Genomic DNA, 12,933 nt, shown 5'->3' on the forward strand with positions numbered 1-12,933 from the left:
TTAGCCCTTGCTGCCGCCGCTGGTTAAGCCGCTAACCAGGGTTTTTTGCAGCCAGAGGGCAATGAACAGCGGTGGAATGGCAGCCAGAATGCCGACGGCGGCGATCAGCCCGTCATCGGTGGCCCGCCCGGCGGTGAAACCGGCTATGGTCACCGGCAAGGTCTGCGCCTGAATATTGCTGGTAAACAGCAGCGCGTAGAAAAATTCGTCCCAGGCCAGCAACCAGCCGAACAGCGCCGAGGCACCCAATGCCGGTTTGGCCAGCGGCAGGGTAATGCGCAACAGCACTTGCCACTGGCGTAACCCGTCCAGCCGGGCGGCCTGCTCGATGTCGATCGGCAGGGCATCAAACTGGTTTTTCAGCATCCAGGTGAGAAACGGCAGGATCAGCGAGCAGTAGACCAGCACCAGACCGATATGGGTGTTCAACAGCGCCAACTGTTGCAGGATAAAGTACAGCGGCAGCACGAAAGCCACCGGCGGCACCATGTAGATCGCCAGGCTGGCAAACAGCCAGCCGTCGCGGCCGGGGTAGCGGGAAAAGCTGAACGCCGCAGGAATGGCCAGCAATAACGAAATCAGCGTCGCGCCGCAGGCAACCAGCAGACTGTTGAACAACGCATGCAGAAACAACGCACCGGGTTGGCCGGGTTGCAACGACAGCAGGCTGACGTAACGCGAAAAATCCCAGTGACGCGGCAGCCATTCCAGCGGCACGCGGGTCAGATCGGCCGAAGAGCTGACGCTCATCAGAAACAGCCATAGCATCGGTGCGAGGATCGACACTGCCAGCAGCAGCGCGGCGCCGTAGCGCAAGAGCAGGCGGAGCTTAGGCTTCATCGGCGAGGCTCCTTCTGCGCTGGCGGAACAGCATCAGCATGTACAGCGCAATCAGCACGCCGCACAGCAAGGTCATCAGCACGGCGTAGGCGGCACCGCTGCCGGCGCGCAGATAGCTGAACGATTCCTGATAGACAAAGAAACTCAGGGTTTTGGTGCTGTCCATTGGCCCGCCGCGCGTCATCACGTAAATGATGTCGAACACTTTGAACGCGTCGATGGTACGCAGCACCAACGCCACGGCCAGCGGCGCCAGAATGGCGGGGAGGGTAATGGCGCGGAATCGTCGCCAGGCAGAGGCGCCGTCCAGCCGAGCCGCCTCGTACAAATCGTCCGGGATGGTTTGCAATGCCGCCAGCGTCAGCAGGGTGATCAGCGGATAGTTCTTCCAAATGTCCGCCAGCATTACCGCGTTGAGTGCCGAAGCCGGGTCTCCCAGCCAACTGCGATAGTGGTCGATCACGCCGAGTTGAGTCAGCAGCGCGTTGATGCTGCCGTAATCCGGGTTGAAATTCAGTCGCCACATCGTGGCGTTGACGATGGTCGGTAGCGCCCAGGGTAAAATCACCAACACCCGCAGCAGATTGCGACCGTGGAATTTTTGATTGAGCAACAGCGCCACCAGCACGCCAATCACCCCTTCAAACGCCACCGAAACCAGGGTGAAATACAGCGTCCGCCCCAGAGCCGCCTGAAAGTCCGGGTCGGTCAGGGCATAAAGAAAGTTATCCGCACCGACCCAGGCCGGCGCTACGCCGTCGCCGACCAGCGCCGCATCGGTAAAACTCAGCCACAGGGTACGACCCAGCGGCCAGGCGGTAAGCAGCAGCATCATCAGCAGCATGGGTGCCAGCAGCACCCATGCCTGACGACGCTCACGTTGGGGCAGAGTGAGCATCGTCATCGCTTAACGCAACCGTGCTGCGCTTTGGGTCGCGGCATCCAGCCCGGCCTGCGGCGTGACTTTACCCTGCAGGATTTGCTGCAGGTCCTGCTGCAATCCGTTGGACAGCCGTGAGTAATCCGCGGTTTCGGGGCGCGAAAGCATCACGTTCAACGACTGTTTGGCGGCGGCGATCAGCGGTTCCTGACCTTTCTGCACCGCGGGATCCTCATAGGAGGATTTCCAGATCGGCAGACTAAGCTTGGCGTACTTGTCCTGCACCGGCTGCGAGGTCATGTAACTGATGTACTGCCAGGCCTGATCGGGGTGGGCGCTGGCCTTGGCAATGCCGAGACCCATGGAGCCATTCACCGCAGAAACCTGACCGGCCTCGGAGCCCGGTGCAGGCACGATACCGACGTCGCCGGCCACCTTGCTTTGCTTCGGATCGTTGGCCATGTTGTACATATAGGTCCAGTTCAGTGCGAAGGCTGCATCCCCGTTGGAGAAGGCCTTGCGCACGTCCTCCTCAAGATACTCGCGAGAATTCGGGTTGGTGAGCCCTTTATCCAGTGACGCTTTCATGTAGCTGGCGGCCTGCAGCGAACCCGGGCTGGAGAAGGTGATTTTGCCCTGCTGGATGAACTGGCCCTTGAAGGCCGACACCAGCGTGGTGTAGTCGCAAACCAGCGCTTCGGCCTGTGACCAGCTCCATACCAGCGGGTACTTGACCACGTTTTTCTGCTTCAGAATTTCCGCCTGCTGTTCCAGCTCCTGCCAGGTTTTCGGCGGGGCGGCAATCCCGGCCTTGGCCAGCATGGCCTTGTTGTAATACAGGTATTTGGTGTCGAGGATCCACGGCATGCCCCAGCGCTTGTCTTTGTAGGTGACGGTGGTCATGGCGCCGGCAAAGATTTTGGCGCTGTCGTCGGCGCTGATGCGCGCGGTGACGTCTTGCAGCAGGCCGAACTTGGTGAATTCCGCCGGCCAGATGGCGTCGAACAGCACCACGTCGTAGCCATTGCTGCCGGCACCACGTGCCGCGACGATTTTATCGTGCAGCGCCTCGTAAGGGACAAACTCCAGATTAACGGTGATATCCGGGTGTTGTTTGCTGAAGTCCGCGGTCATGGCGCGGATATCGTTTTCACTGTAGGCCGCCTGGGTCATAAACAACGCGCTAATTTGCGTGGGGGCGGCATAGGCGGATGAGAGACTGAGCGCCAGGGCAGACAAAGTACAGACTGCCGTAGCGGCAAGGGTATGGCTTTTCATTGTGCGTTCTCCGGTGTTAAAAAGATTTTTAAATCAATTTGATTGCTTTATTGGAGGGCACCATACTGCAAAGACGATTTCCCTTTCTGCATAGGCAGTTATGACGACTTCCGGCACTAACCTTGAACATGCTCGCGCACACAACCGGCGCGTAGTGATAGAGGCTATCCGTCTGCACGGAGAACTGACCCGTGCCGAAATTGCCCGGCTGACCTCACTGACGCCGCAAACCGTTTCAAACATCGCAACCGAGCTGGAACAGGCCGGCATTCTCTCTTCGCACCTGCCGCGTCGTGCCGGCGGGCGAGGTCAGCCAGCCACGCCGTTGACCCTTAACCCAGACAGTGCGTATTCCATCGGCATCCATCTGGATCACCAGTCCCTGCTGATGATCGTGGTTGATCTGTCAGGCAGCGTACGTTTCCACCGGCTGATTATGGTGCAAAAGCCGCAACCTGCTGCGACCTTGAAACTGATTTGTGATGTACTGCAAGAAATGCGCCAGCAGCCGGATCTGGCCTGGGGAAAAATGCTGGGGATCGGCGTGGTAATGCCGGGGCCGTTTGGCGTGGAAGGGATTTCGTCGGTCGGGCCGACCACGCTCAACGGTTGGGAAAATATCGATGTGGTGGCTGAACTTAACGCGCAAAGCGGCCTGCCGGTGACGCTGGAGAACGATGCCACCGTCGCCGCCATCGGCGAGCGTTTGCACGGCGTAGCCAGACAGCTGAATTCGTTTATTTATCTGTATCTCGGTACCGGGCTTGGCGCGGGGATTTTCACCGATGGCCGAATTTATACCGGCCATGCGCACAATGCTGGTGAAGTCGGCCACATGATTGTGCAACCGGGCGGGCGCGCCTGCTACTGCGGTAACCAGGGCTGCCTGGAGCGTTATGTCTCTCTGCAGGCGGCCTACGAGAGCTGCGGGCTGGATCCGATGAGCGCCAGACCACAAGACTTGCTGGCATTGCCGCAGTCGCAGATTGACACCTGGCTGGATTCGGCGGTGCCTGCGTTACGTCAGGCGATCAACATAGTCGAATGCATGTTTGACGCTGAAGCCGTGATTATCGGCGGCCTGATGCCGGAAAGCCTCGTGGCGCAACTGATTAAACGGTTGGTGCCGCTGCATCGCTCGGTGCGCAGCAAATACCTCGACGGCCTGCGGGTGCGGCTGGGCACCACCGGTGCGGATACCGCCGCATTGGGGGCGGCGGCACTGCCGCTGTTTGATGAATTCAATCCCCGTTATGAAGTGTTATTGAAGTCATAAAACCCATCCTCCGATTTATATTCTTGCCCAATAATGGTGCAGGCTAATCATTAATCCAATATAAGCAAACGGTTGCTATTTAAGGGCAACCGTTTGCTTATATTCTGCTTATTTTTCGTTGGCTCAGAATATTGTTCGGTGAATTTTATCCTTCTGTTTTTAAACATAAATAGTCAATAAAAAACCGACTGGCACGCGGCTTGCTATTCTTAAATCAACATCTGCGATCGATAAAAAGACCGCCATCGCTCTCCAGGCTGAATTGACTCAGCCGGGTGCTGTGCGCTGGTCGGTAGAGAAGGAAAGCAAAATGAACATGCCATTCACCACGGCGATCCGTGGCAATTTTTTCGACATCGCGGCCTGCGTGGATCATCCGCAGCAATTAGGTCAGCAACTGCGACATATTCCTGACGGGTTAATGCTGCTCCATGAAGGCGCGATTGCCTGGTTCGGCAGCTGGCAGCAGGGCGAATCGCTGTTGCCGCCGGGGTTTGAGGTCGCTCATTATCCGGACAAACTGATCGTGCCGGGTTTTATCGACACCCATATTCACTACCCGCAAACCGAAATGATCGGCGCCTATGGCGAGCAACTGCTGACCTGGCTGAAAAACTATACCTTCCCGACAGAAAGCCAATTTTGCTGCGAACGGCACTCTGACAAAATGTCGGCATTCTTTCTGCAGCAGCTGTTAAGCAACGGCACCACTACGGCGCTGGTATTTGGCACCGTGCATCCTCAGTCGGTTGAAGCGCTGTTCCGCCAGGCGGCGGCGCTGAACATGCGCTTGATTGCCGGTAAGGTGATGATGGATCGCCATGCGCCGGAAGCCTTGCTGGAAAGCCCGGAACAGAGCTACCGCCAAACGCGAGCGCTGATTGAGCGCTGGCACGGCAAACAGCGGCTGAGTTACGCCATTACGCCACGCTTTGCGCCCACCAGCACCCCGGCGCTGCTTGAGCAGGTGCAGCGCCTGCGCCAGGAATTTCCGGATGCCTACCTGCACACCCATCTGAGCGAAAATCTTGATGAAGTGGCCTGGGTAAAAGAGTTGTTCCCCGACAGCCGCAGCTATCTGGACGTGTACCACCAGTACGGGCTGACCGGAGAGAAAAGCGTGTTCGCCCACTGTTTGCATCTGGAAGAACAAGAGTGGGATTGCCTGTGCCAAACCCGTTCGGCGATCGCCTTTTGCCCAACCTCCAATCTGTTTCTGGGCAGCGGTTTGTTCAACCTGCAAAAGGCCTGGCAGAAGCAGGTCAGGCTGGGTATCGGCACCGACGTCGGGGCCGGGACCACCTTTAACATGCTGGAAACGCTGGGTGAGGCTTACAAGGTCGCTCAGCTGCAGCGCTATCAGCTTTCCGCCTGTGAAGCCTTCTACCACGCGACGCTGGGCGGAGCTCGAGCCCTGTCGCTCGACGACAAAATCGGCAACTTCGACGTGGGCAAAGAGGCGGATTTTGTGGTGCTGGATCCGGCCGTGTCACCGCTGCAAAAGTTACGACATGAAAACAGCCGCGAACTGGCGGAGCAACTGTTTGTGTTGATGACTCTGGGTGACGATCGCAATGTTTATCGTACTTACGTCGACGGCAAAGTGGTGTACCAAGCGGCCAAGTGCCAGGAGGCGGCATGATCCAGTTTCTGCTTAATCAAACCCTGAAAACAGAAACCGCACTCGATCCCAACACCACGGTGCTGAACTACCTGCGGCGTGACCTTGGCCGCTGCGGCACCAAAGAGGGCTGTGCCTCCGGCGATTGCGGCGCTTGTACCGTGGTGTTGGCCGAGCCGGAAGGCGATCGGCTGCGCTATCGCAGCGTTAATGCCTGTCTGACCTTCGTCAGCGCGTTGCACGGCAAACAGTTGATCACCGTAGAGGATCTGAAACAGCAGGGGGAATTGCACGGCGTGCAGCAGGCTATGGTCGACTGTCACGGTTCACAGTGCGGTTTTTGTACACCGGGTTTCGTGATGTCGCTGTTCTGCCTGCAAAAAAACACAGCGTCCTATCAACGCGAACAGGCGCAGCAGGCACTGGCCGGCAACCTGTGCCGCTGTACCGGCTATCGCCCGATTTTGGCGGCGGCGCAGCAGGCGTGCGGTAACCCTCAGCCAGACAGCTTCGACCACCACCAGCCACAAACGCTGCAACGGCTGCAGGCCATGCGTGCCGCAACGCCGCTGGAGGCTGACGGCAAGCGCTGTTTGCTGCCGCAGAGCCTCGATGAGCTGGCGCGGCTCTATCAACAGCACCCGCAGGCCAAGCTGCTGGCTGGCGGGACCGATCTGGCGCTGGAAATCACCCAGCGGCATCAGGATATCCCGCTGATCATCGCTATTGGCCAAATTGAGGCGCTCAGGCAGGTAAGCTGGCAGGGCGATCGTCTTGTGATTGGCGCCGGCGCCGCCTTGAGTGATTTGTATCCGATGTTGGCCAACTATCATCCGGCCTTTGGTGAACTGCTGGCGCGTTTTGCTTCCCAGCAGATCCGCAATCAGGGCACGTTGGGGGGCAATATTGCCAATGCTTCACCGATTGGCGACGGTGCGCCCTTATTGCTGGCGCTGGACGCGCTGCTGATCCTGCGCTGTGGTGCTACCCAGCGTGAACTGCCGTTGAACGACTTCTTCCTTGGCTACCGCCAAACCGCACTGCAGCCGGGGGAATTTATTGAAAGTATCGTACTGCCTGCCAGCGCACCGGCGGACTTTCGTGCCTGGAAAGTCTCCAAACGCCTGGAAGACGACATTTCGGCCGTGTGCGGCGCTTTTAATTTGACCTTTGATCAAGGCGTTATCCGCAGCGCCCGCGTGGCGTTCGGCGGCATGGCGGCGACCCCGAAACGCGCCGAACTCTGTGAGCAGCAACTGGTTGGGCAGCCCTGGCGGCGAGAAACCCTTGAGCAAGCGGCACAGGCGTTGGCGCAGGACTTTACGCCGCTGAGCGATTTCCGCGCCAGCAGCGCTTACCGTTTGCTGGTGGCGCAAAACCTGCTGCGTCGCTACTTCATTGCGCTGACAGCGCCGCAGCTGGCAATAGAGGTGACCGCTCATGAGTAATCGCAAAGGGACCGAACACACCCAGGAACACCTGGCAGAACGTTTCCGCCAGTCGTTAACCAGCGGCGTAGGCCGCAGCCGCAAGCACGAGAGTGCCGACAAGCACGTCAGCGGTGAAGCGCAATACATCGACGACAGGCTTGAGTTTCCGAACCAATTGCATCTGGCGGCCAGGCTGAGCGAACGGGCACATGCGCAGATCGAAAAGCTGGACCTGTCGGCATGTTACGACTTTTCCGGCGTGGTAAGGGTGATCACCTGGCAGGACGTACCGGGCGAACTGGATATCGCCCCTTTAACGCACGGCGATCCACTGCTGGCGAAAGATAAGGTGGAATACGTCGGACAGGTCATTGCGGTTGTGGCGGCGGAAGATCCGGAAATTGCCTGGCGTGCCGCTCAGGCGATTAAAGTGACCTATCGGGATTTACCGGCACGGTTGGACGTCACTCAATCTTTACGGGAAGGTTTCCTGGTGCAGGAGGCGCATCGTCATCAACGGGGCGACGCCGACCGCGCGTTGGCGCAGGCGAAACACCGCATTCAGGGGGAGCTGCATGTCGGCGGTCAGGAACACTTTTATCTGGAAACCCAGATTGCGTCGGTGATGCCGGCCGAGGACGGCGGCATGCTGGTGTATTCCTCGACTCAGAACCCGACAGAGATCCAAAAGCTGGTGGCCTCGGTGCTCAACCTGCCAATGCACAGAGTGACAATCGATACGCGGCGCATGGGCGGTGGTTTTGGCGGTAAGGAAACGCAAGCTGCCGGTCCTGCGTGTTTGTGCGCCGTGATGGCGCATCTCACCGGGCGACCGGTCAAAATGCGCCTTAACCGCCGCGATGACATGTTGATCACCGGCAAGCGCCACCCGTTTTATATTCAATATGACGTAGGTTTCGACGACAGCGGGCTGCTGCACGGGGTGAAAATCAGCCTGGCAGGCAACTGTGGCTATTCGCTCGACCTTTCGGGTTCTATTGTCGATCGCGCCATGTTTCACGCTGATAACGCCTATTTTCTGGAAGATGTGCTGATTACTGGCCACCGCTGTAAGACGCATACCGCTTCCAATACTGCTTACCGGGGCTTTGGCGGGCCGCAGGGCATGATGGCGATTGAGCAGGTTATGGATCATATTGCACGCTATCTGGCGCTCGATCCGTTGGCGGTGCGAAAAACCAACTATTACGGCAAGGATCAACGCAACGTTACGCATTATCACCAGCCGGTGGAGCAGAACCTGCTGCAGGAAATCACCGCAGAGCTGGAGCAAAGTGCCGATTATCAGGCCCGCCGTCAGGCGATCCGGCAGTTCAACGCGCAAAATCCAATCCTGAAAAAAGGGCTGGCGCTGACGCCGGTGAAGTTTGGTATTTCCTTCACCGCCGGCTTCCTTAACCAGGCAGGTGCGTTGGTGCTGGTGTACACCGACGGCAGCATTCAACTTAACCACGGCGGCACCGAAATGGGCCAGGGGCTAAACACCAAGGTGGCGCAGATTGTCGCCGAAGTGTTCCAGGTGGACATCGAACGTATTCAAATCACCGCTACCGATACCGGCAAGGTGCCGAATACCTCGCCGACGGCGGCGTCATCCGGCACGGATCTCAACGGCAAGGCGGCGGAGAATGCCGCGCTAATCATTAAACAGCGGCTGATCGAGATGCTGAGCAAACAGCATCAGGTCAGTGCGGAGCAGATTATTTTCAATAACGGCCAGGTCAAAGTGGCCGAGCGTTATTTCAGCTTCGAGCAGGTGGTTGAGCAGGCGTATTTCAATCAGGTTTCGCTCGCCAGCACCGGCTATTACCGCACGCCGAAAATTTTCTACGATCGCGACCAGGCCCGCGGTCACCCGTTCTATTACTTCGCCTACGGCGCGGCCTGTGCGGAAGTGGTGATCGACACCCTGACCGGCGAGTACAAACTGCTGCGCGCCGACATCCTGCACGACGTGGGCGACTCGCTGAACCCGGCAATCGACGTCGGTCAGGTCGAGGGGGGCTTTGTGCAGGGCATGGGCTGGCTGACCAGCGAAGAGCTGGTGTGGGACGAACAAGGGAAGTTGCTGACGAACGGGCCTGCCAGCTACAAAATCCCTGCTATCGGCGATGTGCCTGCCGATTTGCGCGTCAGGCTGCTGGAAAACCGCAAAAACCCGGAAGATACGGTGTTTCATTCCAAAGCGGTGGGCGAGCCGCCGTTTATGCTGGGCATTTCGGTATGGTGCGCAATCAAGGATGCGGTCGCCAGCCTGGCGGATTACCGCCTGCAACCCAACATTGACGCACCGGCCACGCCGGAACGGGTGCTGTGGGGCGTGCAACAGATGCTGGCAAGTGACATTGTCACTGAATTGACGCGGGAGAACGGCGATGGACGAATGGATTGAGGCGCTGGCAGAGGCACGCAGGCGCGGCGAGCCCTGCGTGCTGGTGACGCTGGTGGACGAACTGGGCTCCACGCCGCGCAACCGGGGTACCAAAATGCTGGTAACCGTCGAACGTGCGGTGAATACCATTGGCGGCGGCCATCTGGAGTTTCAGTCATTGGCGATTGCCCGCGAAATGCTGCAACAGGCTGCGCCCCAGTTACGGCTGGAACGTTTCCCGCTGGCGGCGCGACTGGGCCAGTGCTGCGGTGGTACCACCAGCGTGCTGTTTGAGCCGATGATATCGCCGCGCCCGCAGATCGCTCTGTTTGGTGCCGGCCACGTCGGGCGCGCGCTGGTGAATATCCTCGCCACGCTGCCGTGCCGGGTGCGCTGGGTGGACGGCCGCGCTGCGGAATTCCCGCGGGTTATTCCCGCCGGGGTGCAGCAAGAAATCAGCGATGAGCCGCTGGAGATCGTCGACGCCATGCCGCCGGGCAGTTATTTTATCGTGATGACCCACGATCACGCGCTGGACCTGGCACTGGCGGAGCGAATTTTACGTCGCGGCGACGCAGGGTACTTCGGCCTGATCGGATCGCTGACCAAACGCAAACGCTTCGAATACAAGCTCGGCCAACGCGGCATCAGCGAAGCGGCGATCGCCGCCATGCGCTGCCCCCTGGGCCTGCCGGACGTGAAGGGCAAACTGCCGGCGGAGATCGCGGTGGCGGTGGCCGGAGAGGTTATTGCCTGCTACGGACAAGGTTTACGCTGAAAAGGTTTTCATTAAACCGAAGGCCAAAAGCCTGATGCTTAGGCCAACTCAACATTCTAATCACTTGTTTTTGCTCAAACTGCCAACTGCGCCTAAGCTAGGATGTGGCCTGGGAACTGGGGTTCCCGCGCAATTTATTCTGTGAACATGGAGGAGTTTCGATTTGATGCGTTTATCTACATTGGTGTTGGCGATCGGCATGGCGCTGAGCTCGCAGGCACAGGCAGCAGAAACTAACCCGCACGCTGACCACACCGCGTTGCCGAGTGGTCAGGCGAAGGAGGCTAACGTGACCGGTGAAGCCAACCAGCACAACAATAAAAAGAACCAGAACCCGTTCTTCTACCAAAGTCGCCTGCCGTTCCAGGCGCCGCCGTTCAATTTGATTAAAGAGAGCGACTACGCCCCGGCAATTGATGCCGGTATCAAGCAAAAGCTGGAGGAAGTGGAGAAGATTGCCAACAACCCGGCCAAGCCTGATTTTAAAAATACCTTCGTGGCGCTGGAACAGTCTGGGGCGTTGCTGTCACGCGTGATGAACGTGTTTGGTGCCATGACCTCGGCCAACACCAGCGACGCGCTGCAAAAGTTGGATGAAGAAAGCTCACCGAAGCTGGCGGCGCTGGACGACGCCATCATGCTCAACAGCAAACTGTTCGCGCGTATCAAGACGATTTATCAGCAGCGTGATGCGCTGAAGCTGGATGCCGAATCTCGCCGCCTGGTGGAAGTGACTTACAAAAATTTCGAGCTGGCGGGGGCCAATCTCTCCGACGCCGATAAAACCAAGCTGAAGGCGCTGAACCAGGAAGCGGCGACGCTGAGTACCCAGTTCTCCAACAAGCTGCTGGCGGCGACCAAAGATGGTGCGCTGGCTATCGCCGACAAGGGTAAGTTGGACGGATTGTCTGAGAGCGAACTGGTCGCTGCCGCTCAGGCCGCCGGTGAGCGTAAGCTGGACAAGCAGTGGTTACTGGTATTGCAAAACACCACCCAGCAGCCGGATTTGCAAAGCCTGAAAAATCGAGACACTCGCAAGGCGCTGTTTGACGCTTCGTGGAATCGGGCAGAAAAGGGTGACGGCAACGACACTCGCCAGACGATTGCCCGCCTGGCCAAAGTCCGCGCCGAGCAGGCCAAGCTGCTGGGCTTCCCGAACTATGCGGCCTGGAAGCTGCAAAACCAGATGGCCAAAACGCCGGATGCGGCGCTGAGCTTCATGCGTAATATCGTCCCGGCAGCCACTGCGCGTGCCGAACGTGAAGCCAAAGACATTCAGGCGGTGATCGACCAGCAGAAAGGCGATTTCAAGGTTGCCGCCTGGGATTGGCAGTTCTATGCCGAACAGGTGCGCAAGGCGAAGTACGATCTGGATGAATCGCAGATCAAACCTTACTTCGAATTGGATAACGTGCTGAACAATGGCGTGTTCTATGCCGCCAACCTGCTGTACGGCATCAGCTTCAAAGAACGTAAGGATATCCCGGTTTACCAGCCGGACGTGCGCGTGTATGAGGTGTTCGATAAAGACGGCAAATCGATGGCGCTGTTCTATACCGACTTCTTTAAACGCGACAACAAAGGCGGCGGCGCCTGGATGAGCAACTTCGTCGAACAGTCGAAGTTGAAAGGCACCAAACCGGTGATTTACAACGTTGCCAACTTTACCAAACCGGCAGCAGGTCAGCCTGCGCTGCTGTCTTACGACGACGTGATCACCATGTTCCACGAGTTTGGTCATGCGTTGCACGGTATGTTCGCCGATCAGGAATACCCAAGCCTTTCAGGTACCAATACCGCACGTGATTTTGTCGAATTCCCCTCGCAGTTCAACGAGCACTGGGCCAGCGATCCTAAAGTCTTTGCGCATTACGCCAAACACTACAAAACCGGTGAAGCCATGCCGCAGGAACTGGTCGATAAAATCAAAAAAGCCGACAAGTTCAACAAGGGCTACGACATGACCGAGCTGCTGTCTGCGGCACTGTTGGATATGCACTGGCATATGCTGAGCGCCGATCAGCCGCAGCAGGACGTGGATAAATTCGAAGCCGAATCGCTGATGAAAGACAAGATCGATCTCAGCTACGTGCCGCCACGCTATCGCTCAAGCTACTTCAAACACATCTGGGGTAACGGCTACGCCGCCGGTTATTACGCCTATCTGTGGACTGAAATGCTGGCGGATGACGCCTTCCAGTGGTTCAGCGAGCACGGTGGGCTGACGGCGGAGAACGGCCAGCGTTTCCGCGATATGGTGCTGTCACGCGGCAACAGCCAGGATCTGGAGAAGTTGTACGTCGAGTGGCGCGGTAAAGAACCGAGTATCGAGCCGATGTTGATCAACCGCGGTCTTAAAGACGAATAACAGTTCGCGGCATAACCCAAAACTCCCAGAAGGGCGCAAGTTTCTTGCGTCCTTTTTTTCGTCGGGACAT

At 58.1% G+C, this 12,933-nt stretch carries 9 protein-coding genes; 6 read left to right on the plus strand and 3 right to left on the minus strand.

Translation table 11 applies throughout. The annotated features are described in order from the left end of the window. The 3 genes from AAZT04_RS07275 to AAZT04_RS07285 are packed head-to-tail and all read right to left on the minus strand — an operon-like array spanning window position 1 to window position 2,998. Window positions 1–840: a carbohydrate ABC transporter permease gene (locus AAZT04_RS07275; RefSeq protein WP_046373635.1), complete on the minus strand. Its 840-nt coding sequence runs from the start codon at window positions 838–840 to the stop codon at window positions 1–3. Next, window positions 830–1,738 carry a carbohydrate ABC transporter permease gene (locus tag AAZT04_RS07280; protein ID WP_020826773.1) on the minus strand — a complete coding sequence of 303 codons (909 nt, stop codon included), beginning with the start codon at window positions 1,736–1,738 and terminating at the stop codon, window positions 830–832. Before AAZT04_RS07280 ends, AAZT04_RS07275 begins: the two co-directional genes overlap by 11 nt. Window positions 1,739–1,747: 9 nt before the next feature. Further along, the gene (locus tag AAZT04_RS07285) at window positions 1,748–2,998 is read right to left on the minus strand and encodes an extracellular solute-binding protein (RefSeq protein ID WP_020826774.1); all 1,251 of its coding nucleotides are present in this window, start codon (window positions 2,996–2,998) and stop codon (window positions 1,748–1,750) included. A gap of 100 nt (window positions 2,999–3,098) precedes the next feature. On the opposite strand from AAZT04_RS07285, the gene AAZT04_RS07290 reads away from it, so the two are divergent. The 6 genes from AAZT04_RS07290 (at window position 3,099) to dcp (ending at window position 12,863) form a co-directional block, all read left to right on the plus strand. After that, window positions 3,099–4,274 (plus strand): ROK family transcriptional regulator, encoded by a 1,176-nt coding sequence (locus AAZT04_RS07290; protein WP_020826775.1) that lies wholly within the window; start codon window positions 3,099–3,101, stop codon window positions 4,272–4,274. A 310-nt stretch (window positions 4,275–4,584) separates the two neighbouring features. Then, on the plus strand, window positions 4,585–5,916 hold the full coding sequence (gene guaD, locus AAZT04_RS07295) for a guanine deaminase (RefSeq protein WP_048759090.1): 1,332 nt from the start codon (window positions 4,585–4,587) through the stop codon (window positions 5,914–5,916). After that, a complete protein-coding gene (gene xdhA / locus AAZT04_RS07300; protein WP_434679437.1) occupies window positions 5,913–7,343 on the plus strand; it encodes a xanthine dehydrogenase small subunit in 1,431 nt (476 codons plus the stop codon). Before guaD ends, xdhA begins: the two co-directional genes overlap by 4 nt. After that, window positions 7,336–9,738, plus strand: a complete 2,403-nt coding sequence (xdhB, locus tag AAZT04_RS07305) for a xanthine dehydrogenase molybdopterin binding subunit (protein WP_048759087.1) — start codon at window positions 7,336–7,338, stop codon at window positions 9,736–9,738. Before xdhA ends, xdhB begins: the two co-directional genes overlap by 8 nt. Further along, window positions 9,722–10,495, plus strand: a complete 774-nt coding sequence (gene xdhC / locus AAZT04_RS07310; protein WP_048759084.1) for a xanthine dehydrogenase accessory protein XdhC — start codon at window positions 9,722–9,724, stop codon at window positions 10,493–10,495. The genes xdhB and xdhC overlap by 17 nt, the downstream gene beginning before the upstream one ends. 166 nt (window positions 10,496–10,661) lie before the next feature. Then, window positions 10,662–12,863, plus strand: coding sequence for a peptidyl-dipeptidase Dcp (dcp, locus tag AAZT04_RS07315; protein ID WP_434679440.1), 2,202 nt, complete (start codon window positions 10,662–10,664; stop codon window positions 12,861–12,863). Window positions 12,864–12,933: the final 70 nt, after the last annotated feature.

This window comes from Serratia sp. Je.1.23.a (genome assembly GCF_051129805.1).
Taxonomy (GTDB): domain Bacteria; phylum Pseudomonadota; class Gammaproteobacteria; order Enterobacterales; family Enterobacteriaceae; genus Serratia; species Serratia liquefaciens.

What these genes read in the sequence shown, in the direction of transcription:
- AAZT04_RS07275 (WP_046373635.1), bottom strand. Translation starts at nt 840, where the DNA reads ATGAAGCCTAAGCTCCGCCTGCTCTTGCGCTACGGCGCCGCGCTGCTG.
- AAZT04_RS07280 (WP_020826773.1), bottom strand. Translation starts at nt 1,738, where the DNA reads ATGCTCACTCTGCCCCAACGTGAGCGTCGTCAGGCATGGGTGCTGCTG.
- AAZT04_RS07285 (WP_020826774.1), bottom strand. Translation starts at nt 2,998, where the DNA reads ATGAAAAGCCATACCCTTGCCGCTACGGCAGTCTGTACTTTGTCTGCC.
- AAZT04_RS07290 (WP_020826775.1), top strand. Translation starts at nt 3,099, where the DNA reads ATGACGACTTCCGGCACTAACCTTGAACATGCTCGCGCACACAACCGG.
- guaD (WP_048759090.1), top strand. Translation starts at nt 4,585, where the DNA reads ATGAACATGCCATTCACCACGGCGATCCGTGGCAATTTTTTCGACATC.
- xdhA (WP_434679437.1), top strand. Translation starts at nt 5,913, where the DNA reads ATGATCCAGTTTCTGCTTAATCAAACCCTGAAAACAGAAACCGCACTC.
- xdhB (WP_048759087.1), top strand. Translation starts at nt 7,336, where the DNA reads ATGAGTAATCGCAAAGGGACCGAACACACCCAGGAACACCTGGCAGAA.
- xdhC (WP_048759084.1), top strand. Translation starts at nt 9,722, where the DNA reads ATGGACGAATGGATTGAGGCGCTGGCAGAGGCACGCAGGCGCGGCGAG.
- dcp (WP_434679440.1), top strand. Translation starts at nt 10,662, where the DNA reads ATGCGTTTATCTACATTGGTGTTGGCGATCGGCATGGCGCTGAGCTCG.